Source organism: Devosia sp., from assembly GCF_036676215.1.
In the GTDB taxonomy this organism is placed as follows: domain Bacteria; phylum Pseudomonadota; class Alphaproteobacteria; order Rhizobiales; family Devosiaceae; genus Devosia.
In genome coordinates, this window is sequence record NZ_JAKFDJ010000075.1 from 37,332 (window position 1) to 63,293 (window position 25,962).

Here is a 25,962-nt window from a genome sequence, read left to right on the forward strand (position 1 = left end):
CTGAGCACGGAATGAAACCGGAAGGGAGTGTCCGGTCGGCGGCAAGCAATGCCGTTCCGTTGCTATGGGAGGTTTTATGAGAAGACAAGCGATTGCCCTTGGCGGGGCAGGACTGATGCTGGGTGTGTCGCTGCTTGCGGTGCAGGCCCAGGAACTGACGGGCGAGCTTCCGGATCCGCCGGAATTCGCCGCCCAGAGCGAACCCAATTTCGTCAGCGTTACCGACATCCTCGAATTCAAGGCGCTGCCGGAATACCACGAACCCGATTGGGTCACCTCCAAATATGTCGAGGCCGGCACCCTGCCGCCCGTCGCCGAGCGTCTCCCCGCGGAGCCCATGGTCTACAAGAGCGGGGACATGCCCGACGGAATCGGCGTCTACGGCGACACCCTGCGTCATGTGATTGGCGGACGTCCGGAAGGCTGGAACTATATCGGCGGCCAGTCCCAGGGCTGGGGCGGCATCGATATCGGCCTTTCCGAGTGCCTGACGCGCACTGGCCCGCTGTTTCAGGTCAAGGCCGACGAACTCGAACCACTCCCCAACCTGGCCAAAAGCTGGGAATGGTCGGAAGACGGTCACGAGCTAACCATGCACCTGATCGAAGGCGCCAAGTGGTCTGACGGCGACCCCTTCGACGCCGAAGACGTCATGTTCTATTGGGAAGACAACGTCCAGGATTCCAATGTCAGCGCGGTCCCATCGGGCACTGGTACGCCGGAACGGTTTGGTGTCGGCACCACGCTCGAAGCGCTTGATCCCTACACCATCAAGTGGACCTTCGAGGAAGTCCGCCCGACCCAGTACCTCTATGCGATGGCATACGATTCTTTCTGCCCCGGCCCGAGCCATATCCTTAAGCCGGAGCACCCCAAATACAACGCCGACAATTCCTACGAAGAATACAAGAACGCCTTCCCGCCGGAATACATGAACATCCCGGTGATGGGTGCCTGGGTGCCGGTCGAATACCGTGCCGACGATATTATCGTCATGCGCCGCAACGCCTATTACTGGAAGGTCGACGAGAACGGCAACCAGCTTCCCTACCTCAATGAACTGCACTATCGCCTCAGCACCTGGGCCGATCGTGACGTTCAGGCCGTAGCCGGCTCGGGCGACTTCTCCAACCTCGAACAGGCCGAAAGCTATGTCGAGGCACTGCGTCGCTCGGCCGACGAAAGCGCACCCGCCCGTCTGCAGTTCGGTGCCCGTACCATCGGCTATGCCCTGCGCATGAACCTTTCGGCCAATGGCTGGGGTGAACCCGATGAACGCGCCCAGGCTGTGCGCGAACTCAACCGTGATCTCGATTTCCGCAAGGCAATCTCGATCGCCACCGATCGGCAGCGCCTGGGTGAATCACTGGTCCGCGGTCCGTTTACTGCCATCTACCCGGGCGGCCTCTATGCCGGCACGACGTATTACGACAAGGCTTCGACGGTGTACTATCCGTACAATATCGAAGCCGCCAATGCCCTGCTCGATGGTCTCGGCCTGACCGATACCGATGGCAACGGCATCCGCAACTTCCCGGCCGACCAGGCCGGTGGCGCGGACGTCGAAATAACCCTCTTGGCCAATACCGACTACGGCACCGATACCAACCTTGCCGAAGGTGTCATTGCCCAGATGGAGCCGCTTGGCATCCGCGTGATCGCCAACTTCCAGACGGGTACGGCCCGCGACGACATGGCCCAGTCCGGCCAGTTCGACTGGCATGTGGAGCGCCAGGGCGCCGAAATGGTCTCCGTGGTCCAGGGCACGACCGCACTGGCTCCCACCGGTCCGCGGACTCATCCTTTCCATAAGGCGGGAACAGATGGCACAGTCGATTTGCTGCCCTTCGAACAGGAACTCGTCGACACCGTCAACGCATTCATCGCTACCAGCGACAATGCGGAACGTACTGAACTGATGAAGCAGTATCAGCGCATCTTCACCGAGAACGTGTATTCGGTCGGCTTGACCCAGTATCCCGGCGCGCTGATCATCAACAAGCGCTTTGCCAATATCCCGGCCGGCGCCCCGATCTTCATGTTCAACTGGGCAGAAGACAACATCATCCGCGAGCGTGTCTTCGTGCCTGCCGATGCTCAGGGCGATTACGAACTGCATCCCGAGACCCTGCCGGGCGCACCCGGCTCGGCCGGCCCGGTGTGATCGCAATCTAGCGTAACGAACTCCGGCAGGGGGATCCGTCCCCCTGCCCTCAACTGAAAGGCTTGCGGCCATGCTCCGATTTTTGACCATGCGCGTCCTTGGCGCGATCCCCCTGCTGATCCTGCTCAGCATCGTGACCTTCGCCATCATCCAGGCCCCGCCAGGAGACTACGGCGACTACATCCGGGCGATGGCGGTCAATCAGGGCGGCGCGACCTTCGAGCAAGCCGACATCCAGGCCAACCTCTACCGTGAGGCTCACGGGCTGAACGATCCGATGATCGTGCAATATTTCCGCTGGCTCACCGGTATCGTCACCCGGTTCGACTTCGGTCACTCGTTTTATTACAACAAGGAAGTCGGCCAGGTCGTCGCCGAGCGCCTCCCCGCCACCATCGCCTTGGCGCTGGTGTGCCACATCCTTGCATCTCTGCTCGGCATCGGCTTAGGCATCATCGCAGCGACGCGGCAGTATTCCTGGGTCGATACCGGCCTTGGCATCATCTCTTTCCTCGGCATGACCATCCCGCGGTTCCTGCTCGCGATCATCATCCTCTACGTGCTCGTCTTCCGCATGAATGTCAGCGAGGTGGGCATGTTCTTCTCCGCCCGTTATGGCGGCGCGCCCTGGAGCTGGGACAAGTTCGTCAACCTGATGACCCACATCTGGCCGGTCATCTTCATCGCCACCTTCGGCGGCCTCGCCTACAACATGCGCGTGATGCGAGCGAACCTGCTCGACGTGCTCAACAGTCAATATGTCGAGACCGCGCGGGCCAAGGGCCTGCCCGAAAGCGCCGTGATCATGAAACATGCGGTGCCCAATGCGCTGCATCCCCTGGTCGCCTATCAGGGCGTCGTGCTGCCCTACATGCTGACGGGCGAAATCGAAGTGGCCATCGTCTTCGGCCTGGCCACGGTTGGCCCGGCCATCGTTGGCTCGATGGGCGTTGGCGACGTCTATGTCACCGCCACCTTCATGCTGGTGCTGGCCGCCACGCTGATCATCGGCAACATCATTTCCGACATGCTGCTGGTGGCACTTGATCCCCGCGTGCGGCTCGGGGGAGGCAACGAATGAGCAAGATCGATACCCACGCCTCCATCCCCCTGCCCACCGACGTCAGCGGCGGCCCAATGCCGACACCGGCCCAAGAGGCCGATGTTGCGCCGTCGCCTGTGCTGACCCGCTTCGGCAGCGGCAACGAGGGCTATGCCACCCTGGTCTGGCGCCGCTTCAAGCGCTCCCCCATGGGCATGATCGGCCTCATCCTGGTCGCGATGATGCTGGTGATTTCCGTCTTCGCCGATTTCTTTGCGCCGATGGACCCCAAGCAGGCCAACCTGCCCTTCGCGCCACCCGACGTCATCGCCTTCGAGGACCCGGACGGCAATTTCAGCCTCATCCCCTATGTCTATCCCGTCGGCGATACGGGTGAGTTCGATCTCGTCACCTTCCAGCCGCTGACCGGGCTGATCAAGGACAACCCCACCCCGACCGGCTTCTTCGTCACCGGCCATTCCTATCAGCTGCTCTGGTTCATCCCGACCAATATCCACTTCTTCGGCTCGACCGATGGCCGCCCGATCCAGTTGCTGGGCACCGACAAGTTCGGACGCGACATCCTCTCGCGCGGTATCATCGGTTCGCGCATCTCCCTGATGATTGCGCTGGCAGTCGTCACCATAACCACCATCGTCGGCACGCTGGTGGGCATCACCTCCGGCTATATCGGCGGGCGGCTGGATAGTTGGGTGCAGCGTTTCGTCGACTTCGTCCTCGCCTTCCCGCAATTGCCGCTCTATCTGGCCCTCACCTCGCTAATCCCGGTCACCGCGCCCTCCAACGTCTTCCTCACCTTCGTCATCGTCGTCATGGCGGTGCTGGGCTGGGCGCAGCTGAGCCGTGAAGTGCGCTCCAAGACCCTGTCACTGGCCCGCATCGAATATGTGCGCGCCGCCATCGCGGTCGGGGCAACCGACAGCCGCATCATCACCCGGCACATCCTGCCCAATGTGCTCAGCCACATTATCGTGGCGATCACCCTGGCTATTCCCAGCGTGGTGCTGCTTGAGAGCTTTCTCGGCTTCCTCGGCTTTGCCGTGAAACCACCGCTGATCTCCTGGGGCCTGATGCTGCAGGATACCGGCACCTTCTCGGTGATCGGCTCCTATCCCTGGATTCTCAGCCCAGTCATCTTCGTGCTGATCACCGTCTTCGCCTTCAACGCGCTGGGCGACGGTCTGCGCGACGCCATCGACCCCTATTGAGGAACAGGCCATGACCGAACCCAGCTACACGCCTGTTTCCGATATACGTCACGACCTTGGCAGCCACGGCCGCGAACTGATCCTTGATGCCCGCAATATCGGCGTCGACTTCAAGGTCGAGGGCGGCACGGTCAATGCCGTGCGCGACGTCTCCTTCCAGTTGCACAGGGGCGAGACCATTGCGCTGGTCGGAGAAAGCGGATCGGGTAAATCCGTGACTGCCCGGACGTTGATGAAGCTGCTGACCAAGCGGGCTACTATTCTGCCGGAGACGCAGATCACGCTTTCGGGCCAGAACATCGTGACCATGGGCGACCGCGATATGCGCAAGCTCCGCGGCAACGACATCGCCATGATCTTCCAGGAGCCGATGAGCTCGCTGAACCCGGTCTATACGATCGGCCAGCAGATCTGCGAGGTGCTGCATCTGCACAACCGCATGAGCCGCAAGGAGGCCATGACCAAGGCCGAGGCGCTGCTCGAAGAAGTGCAGATTCCCGAACCCCGGGCGCGACTGAACAACTATCCGCATCAGCTATCGGGCGGGCAGCGCCAGCGCGTGATGATCGCCATGGCGCTCGCCAACCGGCCCGACGTGCTGATCGCCGACGAGCCGACCACTGCCCTCGACGTAACGGTGCAGGCGCAGATCCTCAACCTGATCAAGGATCTCAAGGACAAGTACGGCATGGCGGTGATCCTGATCACCCATGACCTGACCGTGGTCCGCCAGTTCAGCGAATATGTCTATGTGATGCAGAATGGGCGGGTGCAGGAGCACAACGCCACCGAGGCCCTGTTTGCCAATCCGCAGCATGCCTATACCAAGCACCTGCTTGCCTCCGAACCCAAGGGCACAGCGCTGCCGCTGACCGAGGGCGCGCATGAGACGGTGCTCGAGGGCAAGGAGGTCAAGGTCAGCTTCACCCTCAAGCGGGGCGGCTTCTTCAAGCCGGACTTCTTCGAGCTCAAGGCGGTCGACAATCTCGACATCAAGCTGATGCGGCACGAAACCCTCGGCATCGTGGGGGAATCGGGCTCGGGCAAGACCACGTTCGGTCAGGCGCTGATCCGCCTGATCGGCAATCAGGGCGGGCAGATCTTCTTCGATGGCGAGCCGATCCACGACAAGGACCGCGCCGCCATGCGCCCGCTCCGCAGCCGCATGCAGATCGTGTTCCAGGACCCGTTTGCCAGCCTCAATCCACGCATGTCGATCCGCCAGATCATCGAGGAAGGGCTGATCGTCAACCAGATCGGCGCCAACCGAACCGAGCGCGGCGACCGCGTACGCCAGGCGCTGCGCGACGCCGGCATGCCCGACACCATCCTCAACCGCTTCCCGCATGAATTCTCGGGCGGCCAGCGCCAGCGCATCGCCATTGCCCGCGCCATTGCGCTGGAGCCCGAATTCATCCTGCTCGACGAGCCGACCTCGGCTCTCGACCTGTCGGTGCAGGCCCAGATCATTGACCTGCTGCGCAAGCTGCAGGACGAGAAGGGCCTCTCCTACCTCTTCATCAGCCACGACCTCAAAGTCGTTCGCGCCCTCTGCCATCGCGTCATGGTGATGCAGTATGGCAAGATCGTCGAACAGGGGCCCGTGGCCGAAGTCCTCACCAATCCTCAAACCGAATATACGGCCCGGCTCGTCCGCGCCGCATTCGAAATAGCCGCCTAGCTGGAGCATTCATTTATGGCAAATCCCAAAATCACCTTTATCGGCGCCGGCTCGGCGGTGTTCATGAAGAACATCGTCGGCGACATTCTGCAGCGCCCCGCACTGGCCGGCGCCACCATCCGCCTGATGGACATCAACCCCACACGGCTGGAAGAGAGCGAAATCATCGCCAAAAAGCTGATCGCCACGCTCGGCGCTCCGGCCACGGTTGAGACCTTTTCCAACCAGCGCCAGGCGCTAGACGGCACCAATTTCGTCGTCGTCTGCTTCCAGATCGGCGGCTTCGAGCCCTCGACGGTCATCGATTTCGACGTGCCCAAGAAGTACAATCTGCGCCAGACCATTGCCGACACGCTGGGCGTTGGCGGCATCATGCGCGGCCTCCGTACGGTGCCGCATCTGTGGAGCATCTGCGAAGACATGCTGCAGGTCGCGCCCGACGCGATCATGCTGCAATACGTCAATCCAATGGCCATCAACACCTGGGCCATCTCCGAAAAATACCCGACCATCAAGCAGGTCGGCCTCTGCCATTCGGTGCAGGGCACGGCCATGGAACTGGCCCATGACCTCGACATTCCCTACGAGGAAATCCGCTACCGCTCGGCCGGCATCAACCACATGGCCTTCTACCTCAAGTTCGAGCATCGCCAGCCCGACGGCAGTTACAAGGATCTCTATCCGGACCTCGTCCGCGCCTATCTCGAAGGCCGTGCGCCCAAGCCGACCTGGAACCCGCGCTGCCCCAACAAGGTGCGTTACGAGATGCTGACGCGGCTCGGCTATTTCGTCACCGAGAGCTCGGAACACTTCGCCGAATACACGCCCTACTTCATCAAGGAAGGCCGCGAGGACATCATCGAGAAGTTCGGTATTCCGCTCGATGAATATCCCAAGCGCTGCGTCGAGCAGATCGCCAACTGGAAGAAGACTTCCGAGGATTACCGCAAGGCCGATCGCATCGAGGTCAAGCAATCCAAGGAATATGCCAGCTCCATCGTCAACTCGGTCTGGACCGGCGAGCCTTCGGTGATCTACGGCAATCTGCGCAACAATGGCGTCATCACCAGCCTGCCCTACAACGCGGCGGTCGAAGTGCCATGTCTGGTCGACGATAACGGGTTGCAGCCGACCTTTATCGGCGAACTACCAGTTCAGCTCACCGCGCTGATCCGCACCAATATCAACGTGCAAGAACTGACCGTGCGCGCGCTGGTGGAAGAAAACCGCGAGCACATCTACCACGCCGCGATGCTGGACCCCCACACCGCCGCGGAGCTGGATCTGGAGCAGATATGGAACCTCGTCGACGATCTGACCGAGGCCCATGGCAGCATGCTGCCTGAATGGGCCCGCGGCTCCCGGAAGCAGCGCGTGGCATAGTTCCGCGCACAGTTCTCCCTGCCTCCGGGCGGGCCAGCCCTTGCAAATGTGATTGGCTGCCCGCCCGGAGTTTAACCATGCGTTAACCATACGAGGCCACGCTGACCTGGCGCTGAAAGAAGCCTTTGGGGGCTCAGAAAGCGACCATAATGTATGATCTTGACCAATATTTTTTTGAGCCCGACCCGCACGCGACCGAAGCACTCGTCGGATTGCCAGTGGCAGAGGTTGAGCGTGATCTGATCCTGGCAACCCTGCGGCATACCGAAGGAAACCGCACCCATGCGGCCAATATCCTGGGCATTTCGATCAGGACCATGCGCAACAAGCTGCGGGAATATGCCGAGAATGGCGTGGCGATACCCGCCAACTTGCCACACGACGTGGCTTGAGGCCTGCCATCATGGCGGGCCTACCCCTCCGCCTTAGCTCCAGCTCTGCGCAGTCTGCACCACCAGCAATGTGGCAAAGACCGCCAGCGCAATGGCAGTAATCCGCTCCACCCGCGACGATGTCAGTAGCCCCCCGGACGACCGCGCCGCGGCCGTGCCCAACGCCATCCAGCCGACGGCAGTGCCAATTGCCAGCAGAGCGAACAGGCCCAGATAGGGCAATCGCGCCAGAAAGCCCAGGTGGGGAAAGATGGCGAAGGCGAAGACCAGCGCCTTGGGATTGACCAGCGTCGTCGTAAAGACCCGGCCCAGCGTAATCCCCCGCCGCACCAAGTCGGCATGGCCGGCATTGGCCCAGAGCTTCCACGCCGACCAAAGCAGAAAGGCTGCCGCCACCAGCTTGGCAATTGCCGGCACCAGGGGCTGTCCGGCCGGCGCGGCGCCCACCAACTCGGTCCAGACCGTTATGGCGATGAAATAGCCGCCCAGTTCCCCCGCAAGGAGCGACAACGAGCGAATGACGCCACGCTGCGCGCCCGAGGCTGCCATCAGCGTATTGGTGGGGCCCGGCGTGGCCAGCAAAGCCAGCACGGCGAGGACGAAGGGCAGCAGCTCACTCATGGGGTCGTACTAGCAAGAAAATGGGCAGGCATACTACTGCCCGCCCGAAATCATGTCGTAGCTGCGGAGACTTAGTGGTGGCCGCCAACCACTTCGCGCAGCTCTTCCACCGAACGAACCTTCTTGCGCGCCGCGCCATCCCAATCGCTGGTCTTGACCGTCGATTTGGCGACGCGTTCCCGCGCTGCCGGCACGGCGTCGGCATATTGTGGCAGCCATTGGGCCTGCGCCACCACCATCTCGTCCACCATGGCCCAGACTTCGTCGGGGGTGCAGATGGCGCCGACCAACGGATCGTGCAGCACGGCAAGTTTGAGGGTGTCGATATTGCCCGTCATCGCGGCCTCTACCGACAGGCGTTGCACCGAGACCGACACCGAACAGGTGGCCGCGCAGGCGGTCGGCAGGGTGATGCCCTCGATCATGTTGATGCCGAAGCGGTCGACATAGCCGGGGCTCTCAATGATCGCATCATCGGGCAAATTGGTGATGATGCCATTGTTGCGGCGGTTGAAATGGCCCCGATAGACCCGGCCGGTTTCCATCGCCTCGATGATGTGGCTGGCGTGCTCGCTGGTCCGCTTGTGTTCGCTGAGCGGCTTGTTGGCCTGCTCCTTGAACATCGGAAAATCGGTCTCGAACCAGTTGCGGCGCTCGGTCGAGTACCGCAGATAGCCGCCGGTTTCGCCGTGAATCCAGTCGCTCATGTCGATCCAGCGGCCGATCTCTTCGGGGCGCTTGCGATACCAGGGCAGGTATTCCGAAAGGTGGCCGTTGGACTCGGTGGAATAGACCCCGAAGCGCTTCAACACGTCGATGCGCACCTTCTCCTGCTTGGAATAGGTCGGATGCGCCTCGAAGCCCGCGATCAGTTCGTCGGCTTCGATCTTCCGGCCCTTGGCGCGGATGTCGATATACCAGGTCTGGTGGTTGATCCCGGCGCAGACATAGTCGAGTTCGTCATCGGTCACGCCCAGCACATTGGCGATCTGGTGCGCGCCGTGCTGCACGCCATGACAGAGGCCGACGACATTGACGCCGCCATACATTTCGGCAGCCCAGGTGTTCATCGCCATGGGGTTGGCATAGTTGAGGAACAGCGCGCCGGGCTCGGCTACTTCCCTGATATCCTTGCAGAAATCGAGGATGACCGGGATGTTGCGCTGACCATAAAGAATGCCGCCGGCGCAGATGGTGTCGCCCACGCACTGGTCAACGCCATAGCGCAGCGGGATCGAGATATCGGTCGAAAAGGCCTCGAGGCCCCCGACGCGAACGCAGCTCATGATGTAGCGCGCGCCGGTGATGGCGGCGCGGCGGTCGGTAGTGGCGGTGACCCTGGCGGGCAGCTTGTTGACCGAGACGATGGTCTCGATGACCTGCTTCACCATGTCCAGGTTATGCGGGTTGATGTCGGTGAGCGCGAACTCGCAACCGACGAATTCCGGAACCTTGAGCAGGTCCGAAATCAGCGTCTTGGTGAAGCCGATCGAACCAGCGCCGATGACTGTGACTTTGAATGACATATCGATCCTCCAACCAGCACCTTCTGCCAGCATGCTTGCACTTTGCTAGCCTTTTGCTGCCACAAAGTGCTAGAGAAAGGTTGTGCCAATCAGGGTAATCTTGTGCTCTCCGACCTGCTCAACCACGGCCACGACGTTCGCGTTCTGACGCTACCCAAGAGCGCGACGCCGCTCCATTGCATGGCGATCAGTGCCGGATATGAACAGCGGATGAACGAAGTCTATTCGTGGGATGGACTGCAACGCGGCACGGCGCCCTTTCTGGTCATCCAGCACACCATTGTCGGCGAGGGTCGGCTCGACTTTGCCGGGGTGCAGCATCGGCTGGTACCGGGCCAGACCATGGTGCTCTCCATGCCCCATGCCCATCGCTACTGGCTGGAGCGCGGCGGACACTGGGAATATTTCTGGATGGTGCTGAACGGCCGAGAGGCGCTCCGACTGGCGCGGGAACTCATCGATGCTACGGGGCCGGTGATGCGCTTGCCTGCGGACGTGCTCGACCGCATCGCCAATGCCTGCCTGACGCTGATCGAGCAGGCCGACATCACTCCAGGGGAAGTCTCGACCGCGGCCTATGCCGCCATGGCGGCTTTGCATGATGGCGTGTTCGGCACCAGCGCCGCGCCCGAACAGCGCCTGCCGGCCGCCATTGCCCGCGTCATGACCCATGTCGAGACCAATCTGGGCCAGCCCCTGCAGGTGGAACGGCTGGCCCGCCTTGCCGAGATGAGCCGGGGTCACTTCGTACGCCAGTTCAGCGCCGCGGTTGGCACGCCTCCCTCCGATTTCGTGCTGGAACGACGCATTGAGCGCATCGAGCGCTTGCTGCTGGCCACCGACATGAGCGTCGTCGCCATCGCCCGAGCCACCGGCTTTGCCGACGCCAACTACCTGGCCAAGGCGTTCCGGCGCAAGCGGGGCGTGGCGCCGTTGGAATTTCGCGCAAGCGCGCGCCTGGCGGCGGGGACGTGAGGCAAAACCGGGTTGCCATCTTCGACCAAAAGGGGCAAAACGACGGTTGACGTATAGGGCAACGCCATGACCAATCCTGTCACCAAAGATCGCCGCCATTTCGAGGACCTTGCGGTCGGCGAAGTCACCGATCTGGGCCACATCACCGTGAGCAAGGAGATGATCATCACCTTCGCGCGCGAATTCGACCCCTTTCCATTCCATCTCGACGAAGCGGCGGCCAAGGCGAGCCTGCTGGGCGGGCTGGCCTCGAGCGGCTGGCAGACCGGGGCGCTGAGCCTGCGCATGCTGGTCGACAGCTTCCTCGGCAAGCTCGCCTCGGCCGGCGGGCTCGGCTTTTCCGATCTCAAGTGGAAGAACCCGGTCATGGTGGGCGACACCATCGGCGGCACGGTGACCATTGCCGAACTGCGCCGCTCCGGCAGCCATCCGCAATGGGGCATCATGACCCTCGACTTCGACGTGCGGAACCAGAAGAACGCACCCGTCCTCAGCATGCGGCTGGCCAACCTGATCGATACGCGCGAGCCGGGAGCGCCCACATGACCCGCTGGTTCGAAGATATCGTTATCGACGAGGTGTTCCCGCTCGGCAGCCATACCTTTTCGGCCGACGAGATCGTCCGCTTCGCCGCGCTCTATGACCCGCAATATTTTCACGTCGACGCCGCGGCCGCCCAGCACAGCCAGTTTGGCGGGGTGGTCGCCAGTGGCTGGCATACGGTCTGCGTCGGTCACCGCAAGATGGTGGACGCCCTGTTTGCCGAGGAAGAGCGCCTGCTGGGCCTGGGCAAGGAGCCGGGCGTTTCCGGCCCCTCCCCCGGCGTCAATTCCATGGTGTTCAAGGCGCCTGTCCGCCCCGGCGACACGGTGAACTATGAATTGGTAGTGACCGACAAGCGCGCATCCAACTCCATTCCTGGCTGGGGCCTGCTGTTCAACCGGCTGACTGCCACCAACCAGCACGGCGAGCTGGTCTATCGCGCCGAGCTGGTCGGGTTCTCGAAGCTCCGCGACTACACCATGCCGCTCAAGCTCAGACTGTTGCTCGCACTCACCAGAGTGCCGCTGATCGGCCCCTTGCTCAAGCGCGCCTCTTGAAAGCATTTCCGCGCACCGGCACTCTCTGCCCCATGCGCCGAATCGCCCTCACAGCCGCCCTCACCGTCTTGTCCGCTACCCCGGCCATGGCCCAGAATTTCGTGGGCAACTGGGCCTGTCGCGACGCCACCACCGCCAAGGCGGGCATCCTGACCATCTATGGCGAGGTCTATGGCTTTGCCTCGACCGTCGTGGGCGATGCCAGCTCGGGCACCGGCACCATAACCGTCTATGAGGACGGCGTCGGTTTCAACGATGGCGGGCTCAAGACGGCGCACAGTATGAGGTCCGGCCGCGTCATTCCTGATCCCACCTATGGCACCGCCATTCAGTTGGAGACGGCCGAAGCCATCGTCATGCTCTGCACGCCGCGCTAGCAAATTGCCCCCTCAACAGGCAGTGCCCAGTCTTGCCGCATTTGCGAGCTATCCGGTCAGGACTTCAGAAGAAGGAGACCACTATGGGCAAGATCAACGAGATCGTATTCGACTGTGACAAGCCGGCCAGACTGGCCCAGTTCTGGGCCGGCCTGCTCGATGGCTACGCGGTGCGCGACTATGACGAGGCCGAGATCGCCCGGCTCGCGGCGCTGGGCCTGACGCCGGACACCGACCCGACGGTCATGGTCGATGGCCCCGGGCCTTCCATATGCTTCCAGAATGTCGACGGCCGCCGCTACGACAACAATCGCGTCCATTTCGACGTCGAGGTCAGCGACCGCAGCAGCGCCGTCGAGCGGCTCAAGCAGGCTGGCGCCGAGACCGTGCGCGTCCTGCCCACCTATACGGTGATGCGCGACCCCGAAGGCAACCAGTTCTGCCTGGTCGATGCCCGTGAGGCGATGGCGGCCTGAAACTCCGTGCAGGCCTGTTCAAGCTTGCTGACAGGCTCTGTCAGCACGGTCCGCCATGGTTGAAACACCAGAACGGAGTTCCACCATGTCCCTCACCGCCTCTTGCCATTGCGGCGCCACCCGGATCGAGCTGCCGCACCTGCCGACACACGCCAAGGAGTGCAATTGCAGCTATTGCGCCCGCACCGGCGCGGTCTGGGGCTATTACAACGTCGATGAGATCGAGCTTTTGTCCAATGCCGGGGAGAAGACTTACTCGGCCAGCGACGGCATCAACCTGCACCATTTCTGCGGCAATTGCGGCATGCAGACCTGGGGCGACTCGCCGGACTGGGCCTCGATGTACAACAATGACGGCACCCCCAAGAACGGCGATCCCAACGCCATGCCCACCAGCCGCATCTACGCGGTCAATCTGCGGCTGATCGACGATCTGGACTGGTCAAAGGTGGCGGTGGAAAAGGTGGATGGGCGGAATAGCTGGTAGGTCCGGCCGCCCTCAGTGTCCCTCGAACGAGATCAGCGACATGACGTCGACGCCTTCGGCCTTGAGCTTGGCAGCGCCGCCCAGGTCCGGCAGGTCGATGACGAAGGCTGCCTTGGTGATGGTAGCGCCGGTGCGGCGCAGCAGACCAACCGCCGCGATGGCGGTGCCGCCCGTGGCGATGAGATCGTCGATCAGCAGCACTGTATGGCGGGCGTCGAGCACATCGGCATGAATCTCGATGGTGTCGACGCCATATTCTAGTGCGTAATTCTGCCCAATGGTTTCCCCCGGCAGCTTGCCCTTCTTGCGGATCGGCAGGAAGCCGACGCCCAGCGCGATGGCGACACCGGCCCCGAAGATGAAGCCGCGCGCCTCGATGCCGGCGACATGGGTAATGCCCTGCCCGCGGAAATCCTGGGCGATCCGCTCAATGCTCTGCTTGAACCCCTCGGGGTGCTCGATCAGCGTAGTGATGTCACGAAACAGGATACCCTTCTTGGGATAGTCCGGAATCGTGCGCACGAGGGCCTTGAGGTCGAGCGGCATGGCAAACCTGTGTGAGGGGAAGAGAGGGTTCAGCGCGTCCCGCGGCCGACGAGATGCCGGGCAATCACGCCAGCATTGTAGGCCGCCGACCGGGTGACGGCGATCGCCGTCTCACGCGCTTTGGGATTGGAAGCTACGGCATTGATGCCGGCACGAACCGCGGGATGCCGGCTCATGGTGATGGCGGCGCCGACAACAGTCACTGCAATGCGGATGGCGGACATGTCGGCTCCCTCGGCAGCTGATTTGCGTCCGTCGAATATTGCGGTGTGCGGATCGAATGGCAAGGGCCTGAAGCGCACGTGATGCAAAAGAGAAAGAGCCCGCAAAGGGCCCTTTCGGATTGAGTATCTGGAACCGCCGGGCCCTGGGAGCATAGCTCTTCGGGCCTGATCGCTTGAAAACGCGCCACTGGCGCGTTTTCACCGCCGCAGGCGGTCAGCGATCAGTGCTCGATGCCAGCCCAGATCTTGCGCTTGGTGGCATACATCAGGCCAGCAAACACCACGAGGAACAGCAGCACGACGAAACCGGTCTGCTTGCGTCCGGCCAGGTGAGGCTCGGCCATCCACATCATGAAGGCAGCAACGTCCGTGGCATATTGCTCGACCGTCAGCGGCACCTCGGTTTCGCCCTCGGCGACCGCATAGGTGATCAGCCCATCCTGCAGCGGAGGCGCCATGCCGATGGCATGACCCGGGAAGAAGTCGTTGTAATACTTGCCCTCGGCGAGTTCGAACTCTTCCGGGGCTTCATCGTGATAGCCGTTGAGCAGCGCGTGGATATAGTCCGGGCCGCCTTCCGAATAGCCGGTGAAGTAGTTGAAGACCCAGAACGGGAAGGCGTCGGTAACGCCGCGGGCCTTGGCCAGCACCGAGAAATCGGGGGGCAGCGCGCCGCCATTGGCGTCACGGGCATCCCGCTCGGTGGCAAAGGGCGACGGCCAGCGGTCGGCCGGAACGGCCGTACGGACACCACCTTCTGCCGCCGCGTCGGCAACCTCATACTCGGTCGCAAGCGCCTTGACCTGCTCCTCGGAGAAACCCGGACCGCCTGCTTCCGCCAGGTTGCGGAAGGCGATCAGCCGGGCGCCGTGGCAGCTCGAGCAAACTTCGCGATAGACCTGAAAGCCGCGCTGCAGCTGGTTCTGGTCATAGGTGCCGAAAATGCCGGCAAAGCTCCAGCCCTGCTTTTCGATATGCGGCGTCGAATGATCCTGCGCGAGGGCAGGAGCAGCGATACCGGCAAGCAGCGCCAGTGCGGCGAGGATGGTCTTGATGTTCATCATGGTTCCTTCCCCTTCCCTTACGCGTGCGACTTGCTCAGCACGCTTTCCGAGATGCTGGTCGGCAACGGCCGGGGCGTCTCGATGCGGCTGAGGAGCGGCAGAACGACGAGGAAGTGGATGAAGTAGTAGGCGGTGCAGATCTTGGCGAGAACCACGTAGATGCCTTCGGCCGGTGCGGCACCCAGATAGGTCAGCGCCACGAAGTTGACCACGAACAGCCAGTAGAACCACTTGAACATCGGGCGGAAATTGCCCGAACGAACCTTGGACGTATCCAGCCAGGGCAGGAAGAACAGGATGACGATCGAGCCGCCGAAGAAGATCACGCCACCGAGTTTGGAGTCGATGAACATGATGTTGAAGTCGATGGCGCGCAGGATCGCGTAGAATGGCAGGAAGTACCATTCAGGCACGATATGGGCCGGGGTCACAGTGCTGCTGAACTGGATGTAATTGTCCGGATGCCCCAGGATATCCGGCGCGAAGAACGCGAACCAGACGAAGGGGATCAGGAACAGCACCATGCCGAACGCGTCCTTCATCGTGTAGTACGGATGGAAGGGCAAGGTATCGCGGCTGTCCTTGACGTCGACGCCGGCCGGGTTGTTGTTGCCCGGCACATGCAGCGCCCAGATATGCAGCACCACCACGGCGGCGATGACGAAAGGCAGCAGATAGTGCAGCGAGAAGAAGCGGTTCAGCGTGGGATTGCCCACCGAGAAGCCGCCTCGCAGCAATTCGAGCAGCGGCGTGCCGATGACTGGGATGGCCGCGAAGATATTGGTGATAACAGTGGCAGCCCAGCCCGACATCTGGCCCCAGGGCAGCACATAGCCCATGAAGGCGGTCGCCATCATCAGCACGAAGATCAGCACGCCCAGGATCCACAGGATCTCGCGGGGCGCCTTGTAGGAGCCGAAATACATGCCGCGGAAGATGTGGATATAGACGGCGGCGAAGAACATCGAGGCGCCCACGGCGTGGAACGACTGGATCATGCGGCCGCCATTGACGTCGCGGCGAATGTGCTCGACCGAGTCAAAGGCCATCGAAACGTGAGGCGTATAGTGCATCGCCAGGATCACGCCGGTGACGATCTGGATACCCAGGCACATCACCAGGATCGCGCCGAAGGTCCACCAGTAGTTGAGGTTCTTCGGCGTGGGGAAATCCATCAGGTGCTCTTTGGAGAACCGGATGATCGGCAGGCGGTCATCGAGCCATTTCTCGACGCCGTTGCCGGGTGTGTAAGTTGAATGTTCTGACATCGGGAAAGCCCCCACTAACCGATCTGGACCAGCGTATCGCTGAGGAATTCATAAGGCGGCAGCACCAGATTGCTGGGTGCGGGGCCTTTGCGGATACGGCCGGCGGTATCGTAGTGCGAGCCATGGCATGGGCAGAACCAGCCATCGAAGTCGCCCGATTCGCCCACCGGCACGCAGCCGAGGTGAGTGCAGTTGGCGATCATGATCAGCCACTGTTCGTGGCCTTCCTTGGTGCGCTGCTCGTCGGTCGCGGGATCCTTGAGGTCGCTCAGCGGCACCGCCCTGGCTTCCTCGATCTCGGCCGGGGTGCGATGTCGCACGAAGACCGGCAGGCCGCGCCACATGATGGTGACCGACTGGCCCTCGGGAATGGCGGAAATATCGAATTCGATGCTGGCCAGCGCCAGCGTCGAGGCATCGGGGTTCATCTGGTTGATCAGCGGCCAGACGGTGGCGGCGGCGCCGACAGCGGCCACCGAACCCGTCGCGACAAAGATGAAATCCCGCCGCGTTGTTGAATGTTGAGCTTGCGTGGCCAAGGTCCGTATCCCCGTACAATCACATCAGACGCGGCCGGCGCGGCAAACCATTTCCCACCTAGGCGGAATCAGCAGCCGTCCGCCCTCAAGCGGCCCGTCAGTGGCGGTTCTTTTTGCACTGTCATAGGAACTTGTCCAGAGTGCCCACGAGTGACACCGGTGAAGTGCGACACTATACCCGGCCCGCTCGCCGCCACGGCCTGCCGCACCCGCCTACAGACGCCTTCAAATGAATGGAAATCCGACATGCCGGTCGACCTCGCCCTCTATCAACCCGACATTGCCAACAATACCGGCACCCTGATCCGGCTCGGAGCCTGCCTGGGCACCACGATCCACCTCATTCACCCCACCGGCTTCCCCTTTTCTGCCAAGTCGCTCGCCCGCGCCGGGCTGGACTATGTCGACCATGCCAGCGTGCAGGAGCATGTCAGCTGGAGCCAATTCGACGCCTGGCGGCGCGAGGCCGGGCGCCGGCTGGTGCTGCTGACGACCAAGGCGGAGACCTCGGCTTATGACGTGGCCTACCAGCCCGAGGACATCCTGATGGTGGGCCGTGAAAGCGCCGGTGTGCCGGACGCGGTGGCCGATGCCGCGGATCTGCGCATCCGCATTCCGATGCGCGCGGGTTTGCGTTCGATCAATGTTGCCTTGGCGGCGACACTTATCCTGGGCGAAGCAAAAAGGCAGACGGACGGGTTTACAGGGCTCACATGACGGTTCATTTCACGGATACCATGACACTCCCCGACGACATCGACGACAAGAAGACCACCGCCCAAGCCTGGTTCCGCGCTTTGCGCGACCGGATCATTGCGGCATTCGAGAGCATCGAGGCCGATGTGAGCGGCCCCAATGCGCATATGCCGGCGGGCAAGTTCGAGATCACGCCCTGGGACCGGGCCGCTGGCGGCGGCGGCGAAATGGGCATGCTGCACGGCCGCGTCTTCGAAAAGGCGGGCGTGCATATCTCGACGGTGCATGGCGAGTTCTCCGAGGATTTCGCCAAGCAGATGCCGGGCACCGAGGCCGGCGCGCAGTTCTGGAGCGCCGGCATTTCGCTGATCGTGCATCCTTGGAACCCCCATGTTCCGGCCGTTCACATGAACACGCGCATGATCGTCACCGGCAAGCAGTGGTTCGGCGGCGGCGCCGACCTGACCCCGGTGCTTGATCGCCGCCGGGTGCAGGATGATCGCGATACGGTAGATTTCCACGCCGCCATGCGAGCGGCCTGCGGCAACCGCCCGGGCGTGGACTATGAGCGCTACCGCAAATGGTGCGACGATTACTTCTTCCTGCCCCATCGCAACGAGCATCGCGGCATTGGCGGTATTTTCTACGATCACCACAATTCCGGCGACTGGAACGCCGACTTCGATTTCACCAAGGCGGTGGGCGAGGCATTCCTCGGGATTTATCCCGATTTGGTGCGCCGCAATTTCGAGACAGAGTGGACCGAAGCGGACCGGCACGAACAACTGGTCCGCCGCGGCCGCTACGTCGAATTCAACCTGCTCTATGATCGCGGCACCACATTCGGGCTCAAGACCGGCGGCAATGTGAACTCGATCCTGTCATCGATGCCGCCGGAAGTGCGCTGGCCGTAAGGGAAAGCATGGGCCTGACCGATATCCACATTGCCGGCTATCGGTCCGTCCGCTCCATCCACTTTCCGGTGCGGCAACTTTCGGTGCTGGTGGGCGCCAATGGCGTCGGCAAGACCAACCTTTATCGCGCACTCGAGCTGGTGCGAGCGGCGGCTACGGGCGACCTGGCGCTCGCCTTGGCGCGCGAAGGTGGCTTGGGGTCTGCCATGTGGGCCGGCGAGCGCAAGGCGACCGAACCGCCGCGCATGGTGCTGCGCGTAGGGCTCGAAGATGTGCTGGCCGATGACGCGGGCGGCCTGGCGCCCCACTACGAAGTTGAGATCGGTTTCGGCGACTCCAGATACGAGGCCGTTTTCGAACTCGAGCCCCAGATCAAGCGGGAAACGCTGACCATCCGCCAGGGAAAGCGCGACGTCGCCCTGCTGGAACGCAAGGGCGTGGCGGCATGGTATCGCGATGACGAAGGCAACCGGCGGCAGATGGAAGACACGCTTTTGGGCAGTGAAACCGCGCTATCCAGCCTGCGCGGCGCCGTGCCGGAAATCGACGCGGTGCGCTACGCGCTGGCGGCCTGGCGCTTCTACCATGGTTTTCGTACCGACACGGAGGCCATGCTGCGCCGACCGTCGCTGGCGGTGACCGCCCCGATGCTGGATGCCGACGGCGGCAACCTGGCAGCCGTGTTCGCCACCCTGGTCCATATCAGAGGGGATGCCCAGGACCTGCATGCAGCGGTGGAAGACGCCTTTCCCGGTGCCAGGCTCACCGTGCCGCCGCCCGGCACCCATGCCAGCTTCACCATGCGCTTCCCCGATACGCCCCGGCGTGATTTCGGCGTACATGAACTGTCGGACGGCACGCTGCAGTTCCTGGCGCTGATGGGGGCGCTGCTGGCCTATCGCCTGCCGCCGCTCATCGCGCTCAACGAGCCGGAGGCCAGCCTGCATCCAGACCTGCTGCCGGCGCTGGCGCGCATCATCGCCAAGGCGGCACAGCGCACGCAGGTCTGGGTCGTCACCCATTCCCAAGTGCTTGCGGACGCACTGGCGGCGGAAACCGGCATCCTGCCGCGGGCAGTCGTGCGGCGCGACGGTGGCACATGGCTTGAAGGGCTGAGCCAGTTCGGGGACTTCGTGGACGACTTGGCGGAACCCTCGCCTTTTCCTGACGTTGTGCCTTGGCACATCAACAACAGGAGATGAGCAATGAAACGCTTTGAGTCGGGCTCACTGATCCCCGGCGCCACTTGGCATGCCGAAGCCGAGAGTGAAGCCGAGGTGGTTCGCCGCGCCGTCGAAAATCTGCGGACCTATCACGGCGAGACCGAGGTGCGCCCCGACATGATCGAGCGCATCAAGGAGCGCATCGTCGATGTCAAAGTTAAGCCCCGCAAGGCGACCAAGCACTAGGAGCGCACCAGCGCCAGAAGCTCGACTTTGCCGAGGGTAAACCCGCTCTCGATCCAGGCCTGTTCCAGACGGGCCAGTTCCCGACCCATGTCCGGTCCCGGCGTCATGCCGAGGCCGGCAAGATCGTGCCCTGAAACCGGAAAGGGCGGGACCACTGTCGCCGCCAGCAACCGCGCCGCTTCGGCCAGGCGCGCTGGCCCCCAATTCCCCAAAACAGCAGCAATAGCCAATCCCTCGACGGCAGCTTCGCCGTGGCGATAGGCGGCCTCGGCAACCCGGTCATCGGCCAACAAGTCAGCGGCATTCGCGATGGCCCGGGCAAAGTTGACCGTGTCCTTGGCCAGCCGCCACTCTTCCTTAGCCGCGTCGAGGCGGTCGCCGGCGATCAGCGCCAGCCGCGCCGCCGCCGAACTGCCACCCAGTTTTTCATAGGCCTCAAGCGCCGTCAGTACCGGCCCATCAAGCGTCAGCAAGCCGATCTCCGACATCTGCGCCAGCGTGCGGACGATCTTCGGCAGGTCGAGCATGCGCAGGATTTCGCTGCCCACCCGCTCACGCGACAGATGATCGAGCTGCGTCACGGCTGCGGCGCAGGCAGCCAGGCCAGTGGAATCGAACTGCTCGTCACCATGGCTCGCCGACAGGCGGAAGAAGCGATAGACGCGCAACCCGTCCTCGCCAATGCGCTGGGCGGCATCGCCGATGAAGCGGATGATGCCGTTGCGGGCATCATCGGCGCCACCAAGCGGATCGTAGAGGGTGCCATCCGCAGCGCAATAGAGGGCGTTGAGCGTAAAATCGCGCCGACGTGCGTCCTCGACCCAATCGGTGCCGAAGGCGACCACGGCGCGGCGGCCGTCGGTTTTGACATCCCGGCGCAGGGTTGTCACCTCGGCCAGTGTCTCGCCCAGCCTGAGCGTCACCGTGCCGTGGTCGATGCCGGTGGGATAAAAGGCGATACCGGCCGCCCTGGCCCGCTCGATCACTTCCTCGGGCAGCAGTTCGGTGGCCAGGTCGATATCGGCTGCTTCGCGCTGGCGGCCCATGATGGTGTCGCGCACGGCGCCACCCACCGCCCGCGTTCGGCGCTTGGCGCCATCCAGCGCCAGCAGGATCGCCTGCGTCTCGGCGCGCCACAGCCATTCCGCCGAACGCAGTGGATCGCCGCTCATGACACGGCCTCCCCCATGGCCAAATCGCGAAAGCGGCGGGTCAGATTGGCGGTGATGCCCCAGATGCGGTGACCATCATGGTCGATCTGCCAGGTGCGGTGTTCCTTGCCATCACGCTTGATGCGGAATTCGCCATAGCTTTCAGGGCTGAGGATGCGCTGCAACGGCACTTCGAACACCGAATGCACCTCGCCCGGATTGGGCACGAAGGGCCCACTCGGCTCAACGGTGGCGACGACGGGGGTGATGAGATAGTTGGTGCCGGTGAAATAGGTCGGCATGAAGCCGATGACCCTGACATCAGCGCGCTCCATTCCCACTTCCTCGAAAGCCTCGCGCAGAGCCGCCGCGGCAACATCGGTGTCGGCGGCATCGACCTTGCCACCCGGGAACGCCACCTGCCCCGAATGGGCGCGTAGGTCCGGCGAGCGCTCGGTATAGAGCACGGTATGGCCCTCGGGACGTCGTATCAGGGCAATCAGCACCGCCGCCGGCACCGGCGGGCGGCTGAACGGCTGGGTCGGCGCCCAATCAGGCACCAGCATATGCACCGCCGGCATGGGCGGCGGCGCAGTCAGCAGGCGCGTGGCCAGACGGTTAATGATTATGTCGTCGGACGACAAGAAGGCACCGGAATTCGTTTCGGGAACGGGAGCTTAAGCGAGGATGTGCCGGAAGTGCACCCCTTACCTCTCCCTTGGGGGGAGAGGTGAAGAGCCTCAGCCCTGCCGCCAGCCGGCAATCGCGCCCGACAGGGTCGTGGCCAGGGTCGGGTCTTCGGCGAAGACCAGCACGCGGGTCGGATCGACCGGACCGGGGAACTCGATATTGCCCACGGTGGTCGGCTCCCAGCCCAGCGGGCAGTAATAGTCGCGGTCGCCCACCAGCATGACGAACTGCCCATCGCCCCGCGCCATGGCGCGCTTGGTCACTTCACGAGCCAGCAGCTTGCCGGCTCCGAGCTTGCGGAAATTGGGATGGGTGGCCAGCGGGCCAAGCATCCAGCCATTGATGCCGCCGATGCTGATCGGGGTCATCCACACCGAGCCACAGGCAGTGCCGTCGACTTCAGCGATCAGGCTGAGGCTCTTGTCGATGGGGAAGCGTTCGCGAATGCGGAACGCCGTGCGCGCAAACCGGCCGGGGCCGAAAGCGATGGACTGCAAATCATCAATGAAGGCGTCGTCCTGCTCGGTCGCGGGACGCACGGTGGGCCCGGATATGGAGGAAGCGGAGACAGCAGCGGACGCGGCCGAAGGCGCAGCAGTGAGGGACATGACAATGATCCAGGATTTGGGATGCGTAGGACAAACCCGGCGCTTGAAAAAGCGCCGCTTCAAAAGACCGCTACGGTCGTCGTGTCACCAGCAAAACCTTTACCATCCTGGGCGCCTCCACGCCTGAAATCGCATTAGCACCATGGGCGCCTCGCGTAAAATGAAAATCATGGCCGCGCCCCGTAAATTCAAGACGCGCAGGGCATCTGTGTTCAAAATGCACAACGGACAGTTGCCGTTAGGCCGCCTTATCGCTCGCCTGGCCCCCGACTATGTGTCAGGCAACGCAGCCAATGGCCGGGAGTTGACCCCGGCAACGAGTCGAGAACATGACGGAAAGGGTTCGATCTTGGGACAATTGATCGACGGAGCTTGGCACAATGCCTGGTATGACACGCGCAAGAGCGGCGGCAAATTCGTGCGCACCACGCCGGCCTTCCGCAACTGGGTCACCGCCGATGGCAGCCCCGGCCCCTCGGGCACCGGCGGCTTCGCGGCCGAGGCCGGGCGCTACCACCTCTATGTGTCCCTCGCCTGCCCCTGGGCCCATCGCACCCTGATCTTCCGCAAGCTCAAGGACCTCGAAAGCCTGATCTCGGTTTCTATCGTCTCGCCCAAGATGCCCGACGAGACCGGCTGGAGCTTTCGTACCGACGAAGGCTCGACCGGCGATGCCCTGTTTGGCAAGGACACGCTGTGGCAAGTCTATGCCCAGGCGGTGCCGGACTATACCGGTCGCATTACCGTGCCGGTGCTGTGGGACAAGCAGACGGGCACCATCGTTTCCAACGAGAGCTCGGAAATCATCCGCATGTTCAACTCGGCATTCGACGAGCTGACCGGCAACACCGATGACTACTATCCCGAAGCCCTGCGGGCCAGGATCGACCCGATCAACGCCCGCGTCTATGACGACATCAACAATGGCGTCTACAAGGCCGGCTTCGCCACCACGCAGGAGGCCTATGACGAGGCTGTGGCCAAGCTGTTCGAGGCGCTCGACTGGGTCGAAGGCCTGCTCGGGGAAACCGCCTATCTCACCGGCGACACCATCACCGAGGCCGACTGGCGCCTGTTCACCACCCTGGTGAGGTTTGACGCGGTCTATGTCGGCCATTTCAAGTGCAACCGGCAGCGGATCGCCGACTACAAGAACATCTCGCACTATCTCAAGGCGCTCTACGAGGTTCCCGGCGTCAAGGAAACGGTCGATCTCGACCACATCCGCACGCACTACTACTGGAGCCACATCACCATCAACCCGACGCGGATCATCCCCATCGGGCCGGAGCTGCCGTTTTTGAAGTAGTGTCTGCCTTACCTCTCCCTTCGGGGGAGAGGTCGACCCTCTTGGATCGGGTGAGGGGGCCTTCCCTGCGCACCCGACCCAGAAAAGGCCCCCTCACCCGGCGCTACGCGCCGACCTCTCCCCCAAGGGAGTGGTAAGGGGCTAATACCCCCACACATCCCGTTTCGGCGCGTGGTCGAAATATTCGTCGATGCGCTGGGAGGTGGCTGGGGTCACTTTTTCGGGCAAGGCGTGGCGGTCAAACCAGCCGACCTCGGCGATTTCGTTGTCGGGCTTGCGGTCAAACGCCTTTTCAAAACCCCTGGCAATGTAGAAGACCACGTGGTCGCGGTTCGTCACCGGGCTGGTATTGTGATAGATGCCGAACAGCTCCATGGAACCGATTACGCGGTAGCCGGTTTCCTCCAGCGTCTCGCGAGCCCCTGCATGTTCGATTGTTTCACCCGGACCAACCCCGCCGCCGGGAAACTGCCAGCCCGGCACGTGCTTGTGCCGGATCAGCAGCACTTTATCGCCATCCACCACCATGACGCGGGCACCCAGGGTCATGCGGTGCCACAGGCCCTTGGAGGTCAGGAACACCTTGGCGACCAGTCGCTGCATGCGATTCATCTGCATCAAAACCCCTCCTTGGGAACCCACCGGTAGCAGAGACTTGATGGCGACAAAATCGACCACTGCAGCGATTGACCGTTTTCTTGCCCGCCCCCTTCTGGCATTAGGCCTGCAATGATTACTTTGGCCCACATCTCCGACATCCACCTTTCCCCGATGCCCGAGGTGGGCTGGCGCGACCTTCTCGGCAAGCGCCTGACCGGCTATCTCAACTGGAAGCTGCGCCGCCACGACGAACTCAACAGCGAGACCCTGGCAAGCCTGGTGTCCCATATGCAGGCCCAGAACGCCGATTTCACCGCCGTCACTGGCGACCTGGTGAACCTGGCGCTGCGCTCGGAGATCGATCGCGCCGGTAAGTGGCTGGAGGCGCTCGGCGCCGCCGACAAGATCGCCGTCTGCCCCGGCAACCACGATGCCTATGTGCCCGGCGCGCTGGAATCCGCCCAGGAACTTTGGGGCCAGTACATGCAGGGCGAGACGCTCGACGAAGCGGTCTTTCCCTTTGTGCGTCGCATTGGCGAGCTGGCCATCATCTCCTGCTCCAGCGCCGTGCCAACTCGCCCCTTCCTCGCCATCGGCCGCTTCGACGAAGCACAGGCCGAGCGGCTGGCCCGCATTCTGCATGTCATGGGCGAGGCGGGATATTTCCGCACCGTGCTGATCCATCACCCGCCCAATCCCGAATTACAGCACCCCTCATTCGGGCTCAGGGGGCACAAGCTGTTCCGGCAGGTGATCGCCCAGCACGGCGCCGAGCTGATCCTGCATGGCCATACCCATCGCGCCTCGATCCACTCCATTCCCGGCAAGGGGCATGAAGTGCCGGTGGTCGGCGTGGCCGCCGCCAGCGCAGCGCAGGGCGGCACGCTCAACGACCCGGCCCGCTACAATCTGTTCCGCATCGAGCGCTCCGGCGACGGCTGGGCCTGCACTATGCGCGAATATGGCTACCAGCGCCTGGGCAGTGACATTGTCATGCGCCTGCAGATGCGGATCAGCTGACTTCGAGCCGTCGTCCGGGGGAGAGCCCTACCGGCCTTCGGTCTTGTCCCGCACCCGATTGTGGATTGCCTCCACCTCTGGCGTCATCTCGGCGGCGAAATCGGACATTTCGAAGACCGGGCGGATTTCCACTTCGCTATAGCCGGGCATCGGATTGGGGCAGCGCTTGACCCAGGCGACGGCCTCATCCATGTCGCGCACTTCCCACATCCAGTAACCGGCAACCAGTTCCTTGGTTTCCGCAAACGGGCCATCGATGACAGTGCGGCCGGGACCGTCGAAGGCGATGCGCTTGCCGTTGACCGACGGCTTAAGGCCGTCGCCAGCCAGCATGATGCCGGCATTGACCAGTTCCTCATTATACTTGCCCATGGCCTCCAGCAGCTCGGTCGGCGGCATGATGCCCGCCTCACTGTCTGTGGTTGCCTTGACCATAACCATGACACGCATTGTATTCACTCCTCCATTGGC

General features: G+C 62.8%; 29 protein-coding genes and 1 pseudogene. 18 read left to right on the top strand and 12 right to left on the bottom strand.

What is annotated here, in order from left to right; translation table 11 throughout:
• Window positions 1–76: 76 nt before the first annotated feature.
• The 6 genes and pseudogenes from V6M52_RS08030 to V6M52_RS08055 all read left to right on the top strand — a co-directional run.
• Window positions 77–2,164: an ABC transporter substrate-binding protein gene (locus tag V6M52_RS08030; RefSeq protein WP_332691537.1), complete on the top strand. Its 2,088-nt coding sequence runs from the start codon at window positions 77–79 to the stop codon at window positions 2,162–2,164.
• A gap of 70 nt (window positions 2,165–2,234) precedes the next feature.
• Complete coding sequence (locus V6M52_RS08035) at window positions 2,235–3,245, top strand: ABC transporter permease (protein ID WP_332691534.1); 1,011 nt, start codon at window positions 2,235–2,237, stop codon at window positions 3,243–3,245.
• Between the two features lie 56 nt (window positions 3,246–3,301).
• On the top strand, window positions 3,302–4,435 hold the full coding sequence (locus V6M52_RS08040) for an ABC transporter permease (protein ID WP_332700694.1): 1,134 nt from the start codon (window positions 3,302–3,304) through the stop codon (window positions 4,433–4,435).
• Between the two features lie 10 nt (window positions 4,436–4,445).
• On the top strand, window positions 4,446–6,116 hold the full coding sequence (locus tag V6M52_RS08045; RefSeq protein ID WP_332700646.1) for an ABC transporter ATP-binding protein: 1,671 nt from the start codon (window positions 4,446–4,448) through the stop codon (window positions 6,114–6,116).
• Between the two features lie 15 nt (window positions 6,117–6,131).
• Window positions 6,132–7,499, top strand: coding sequence for an alpha-glucosidase/alpha-galactosidase (locus V6M52_RS08050; protein WP_332700647.1), 1,368 nt, complete (start codon window positions 6,132–6,134; stop codon window positions 7,497–7,499).
• Window positions 7,500–7,693: 194 nt separating this feature from the next.
• Window positions 7,694–7,891: pseudogene (locus V6M52_RS08055) on the top strand (helix-turn-helix domain-containing protein); the annotation flags it as partial.
• A gap of 33 nt (window positions 7,892–7,924) precedes the next feature.
• Here the strand turns inward: V6M52_RS08055 and V6M52_RS08060 are convergent.
• The gene (locus V6M52_RS08060; RefSeq protein ID WP_332700648.1) at window positions 7,925–8,512 is read right to left on the bottom strand and encodes a LysE family translocator; all 588 of its coding nucleotides are present in this window, start codon (window positions 8,510–8,512) and stop codon (window positions 7,925–7,927) included.
• 71 nt (window positions 8,513–8,583) lie between these two features.
• Window positions 8,584–10,038 (bottom strand): alpha-glucosidase/alpha-galactosidase, encoded by a 1,455-nt coding sequence (locus V6M52_RS08065; protein WP_332691522.1) that lies wholly within the window; start codon window positions 10,036–10,038, stop codon window positions 8,584–8,586.
• A gap of 102 nt (window positions 10,039–10,140) precedes the next feature.
• Between V6M52_RS08065 and V6M52_RS08070 the strand changes: the two genes are divergently transcribed.
• From V6M52_RS08070 to V6M52_RS08095, 6 genes are all read left to right on the top strand, one after another.
• Entirely contained in the window at window positions 10,141–11,013 is an 873-nt protein-coding gene (locus tag V6M52_RS08070; protein ID WP_332691519.1) for an AraC family transcriptional regulator, read from the top strand.
• 66 nt (window positions 11,014–11,079) lie between these two features.
• Window positions 11,080–11,559 carry a MaoC family dehydratase gene (locus V6M52_RS08075; protein ID WP_332691516.1) on the top strand — a complete coding sequence of 160 codons (480 nt, stop codon included), beginning with the start codon at window positions 11,080–11,082 and terminating at the stop codon, window positions 11,557–11,559.
• Window positions 11,556–12,113, top strand: a complete 558-nt coding sequence (locus V6M52_RS08080; RefSeq protein ID WP_332691513.1) for a MaoC/PaaZ C-terminal domain-containing protein — start codon at window positions 11,556–11,558, stop codon at window positions 12,111–12,113. Before V6M52_RS08075 ends, V6M52_RS08080 begins: the two co-directional genes overlap by 4 nt.
• Window positions 12,114–12,145: 32 nt before the next feature.
• On the top strand, window positions 12,146–12,490 hold the full coding sequence (locus V6M52_RS08085) for a hypothetical protein (protein ID WP_332700649.1): 345 nt from the start codon (window positions 12,146–12,148) through the stop codon (window positions 12,488–12,490).
• An 83-nt stretch (window positions 12,491–12,573) separates the two neighbouring features.
• Entirely contained in the window at window positions 12,574–12,966 is a 393-nt protein-coding gene (locus V6M52_RS08090) for a VOC family protein (protein ID WP_332700650.1), read from the top strand.
• A gap of 85 nt (window positions 12,967–13,051) precedes the next feature.
• On the top strand, window positions 13,052–13,453 hold the full coding sequence (locus V6M52_RS08095; RefSeq protein ID WP_332691503.1) for a GFA family protein: 402 nt from the start codon (window positions 13,052–13,054) through the stop codon (window positions 13,451–13,453).
• A gap of 12 nt (window positions 13,454–13,465) precedes the next feature.
• Here V6M52_RS08095 and V6M52_RS08100 read toward each other — a convergent pair whose 3' ends face one another.
• The 5 genes from V6M52_RS08100 to petA form a co-directional block, all read right to left on the bottom strand.
• Window positions 13,466–13,999 carry an adenine phosphoribosyltransferase gene (locus tag V6M52_RS08100; protein WP_332691500.1) on the bottom strand — a complete coding sequence of 178 codons (534 nt, stop codon included), beginning with the start codon at window positions 13,997–13,999 and terminating at the stop codon, window positions 13,466–13,468.
• A 29-nt stretch (window positions 14,000–14,028) separates the two neighbouring features.
• On the bottom strand, window positions 14,029–14,223 hold the full coding sequence (locus tag V6M52_RS08105) for a hypothetical protein (protein WP_332691497.1): 195 nt from the start codon (window positions 14,221–14,223) through the stop codon (window positions 14,029–14,031).
• A 221-nt stretch (window positions 14,224–14,444) separates the two neighbouring features.
• Complete coding sequence (locus V6M52_RS08110) at window positions 14,445–15,287, bottom strand: cytochrome c1 (RefSeq protein ID WP_332700651.1); 843 nt, start codon at window positions 15,285–15,287, stop codon at window positions 14,445–14,447.
• A gap of 17 nt (window positions 15,288–15,304) precedes the next feature.
• Window positions 15,305–16,555: a cytochrome b gene (locus V6M52_RS08115; protein WP_332700652.1), complete on the bottom strand. Its 1,251-nt coding sequence runs from the start codon at window positions 16,553–16,555 to the stop codon at window positions 15,305–15,307.
• 14 nt (window positions 16,556–16,569) lie between these two features.
• Window positions 16,570–17,094 (bottom strand): ubiquinol-cytochrome c reductase iron-sulfur subunit, encoded by a 525-nt coding sequence (gene petA / locus V6M52_RS08120; RefSeq protein ID WP_332693841.1) that lies wholly within the window; start codon window positions 17,092–17,094, stop codon window positions 16,570–16,572.
• Window positions 17,095–17,340: 246 nt separating this feature from the next.
• Here petA and V6M52_RS08125 point away from each other — a divergent pair, with 246 nt between their 5' ends.
• The 4 genes from V6M52_RS08125 to V6M52_RS08140 are packed head-to-tail and all read left to right on the top strand — an operon-like array spanning window position 17,341 to window position 20,113.
• Window positions 17,341–17,811 (top strand): tRNA (cytidine(34)-2'-O)-methyltransferase, encoded by a 471-nt coding sequence (locus V6M52_RS08125; RefSeq protein WP_332693844.1) that lies wholly within the window; start codon window positions 17,341–17,343, stop codon window positions 17,809–17,811.
• Window positions 17,812–17,831: 20 nt separating this feature from the next.
• The gene (gene hemF / locus V6M52_RS08130; protein ID WP_332700653.1) at window positions 17,832–18,704 is read left to right on the top strand and encodes an oxygen-dependent coproporphyrinogen oxidase; all 873 of its coding nucleotides are present in this window, start codon (window positions 17,832–17,834) and stop codon (window positions 18,702–18,704) included.
• Window positions 18,705–18,712: 8 nt separating this feature from the next.
• Complete coding sequence (locus V6M52_RS08135; RefSeq protein ID WP_332700654.1) at window positions 18,713–19,906, top strand: AAA family ATPase; 1,194 nt, start codon at window positions 18,713–18,715, stop codon at window positions 19,904–19,906.
• 3 nt (window positions 19,907–19,909) lie between these two features.
• The gene (locus V6M52_RS08140; RefSeq protein ID WP_332693853.1) at window positions 19,910–20,113 is read left to right on the top strand and encodes a DUF1059 domain-containing protein; all 204 of its coding nucleotides are present in this window, start codon (window positions 19,910–19,912) and stop codon (window positions 20,111–20,113) included.
• On the opposite strand, the gene V6M52_RS08145 is transcribed toward V6M52_RS08140, so the two are convergent.
• The 3 genes from V6M52_RS08145 to V6M52_RS08155 all read right to left on the bottom strand — a co-directional run bounded on the left by V6M52_RS08145 (window position 20,110) and on the right by V6M52_RS08155 (window position 22,562).
• On the bottom strand, window positions 20,110–21,285 hold the full coding sequence (locus V6M52_RS08145; protein ID WP_332700655.1) for a CCA tRNA nucleotidyltransferase: 1,176 nt from the start codon (window positions 21,283–21,285) through the stop codon (window positions 20,110–20,112). The two genes, V6M52_RS08140 and V6M52_RS08145, sit on opposite strands and share 4 nt — an antisense overlap.
• A complete protein-coding gene (locus V6M52_RS08150) occupies window positions 21,282–21,908 on the bottom strand; it encodes a CoA pyrophosphatase (protein WP_332700656.1) in 627 nt (208 codons plus the stop codon). Before V6M52_RS08150 ends, V6M52_RS08145 begins: the two co-directional genes overlap by 4 nt.
• A gap of 96 nt (window positions 21,909–22,004) precedes the next feature.
• Complete coding sequence (locus V6M52_RS08155) at window positions 22,005–22,562, bottom strand: GNAT family N-acetyltransferase (protein WP_332700657.1); 558 nt, start codon at window positions 22,560–22,562, stop codon at window positions 22,005–22,007.
• A gap of 349 nt (window positions 22,563–22,911) precedes the next feature.
• On the opposite strand from V6M52_RS08155, the gene V6M52_RS08160 reads away from it, so the two are divergent.
• Window positions 22,912–23,871, top strand: a complete 960-nt coding sequence (locus V6M52_RS08160; RefSeq protein ID WP_332700658.1) for a glutathione S-transferase family protein — start codon at window positions 22,912–22,914, stop codon at window positions 23,869–23,871.
• 141 nt (window positions 23,872–24,012) lie between these two features.
• Here V6M52_RS08160 and V6M52_RS08165 read toward each other — a convergent pair whose 3' ends face one another.
• The gene (locus V6M52_RS08165) at window positions 24,013–24,489 is read right to left on the bottom strand and encodes an NUDIX domain-containing protein (RefSeq protein ID WP_332693869.1); all 477 of its coding nucleotides are present in this window, start codon (window positions 24,487–24,489) and stop codon (window positions 24,013–24,015) included.
• 111 nt (window positions 24,490–24,600) lie between these two features.
• Between V6M52_RS08165 and V6M52_RS08170 the strand changes: the two genes are divergently transcribed.
• Window positions 24,601–25,491, top strand: coding sequence for a metallophosphoesterase family protein (locus V6M52_RS08170; RefSeq protein ID WP_332700659.1), 891 nt, complete (start codon window positions 24,601–24,603; stop codon window positions 25,489–25,491).
• 27 nt (window positions 25,492–25,518) lie between these two features.
• Here the strand turns inward: V6M52_RS08170 and V6M52_RS08175 are convergent, their stop codons facing one another.
• A complete protein-coding gene (locus tag V6M52_RS08175) occupies window positions 25,519–25,941 on the bottom strand; it encodes a YciI family protein (RefSeq protein WP_332693875.1) in 423 nt (140 codons plus the stop codon).
• Between the last annotated feature and the right edge of the window lie 21 nt (window positions 25,942–25,962).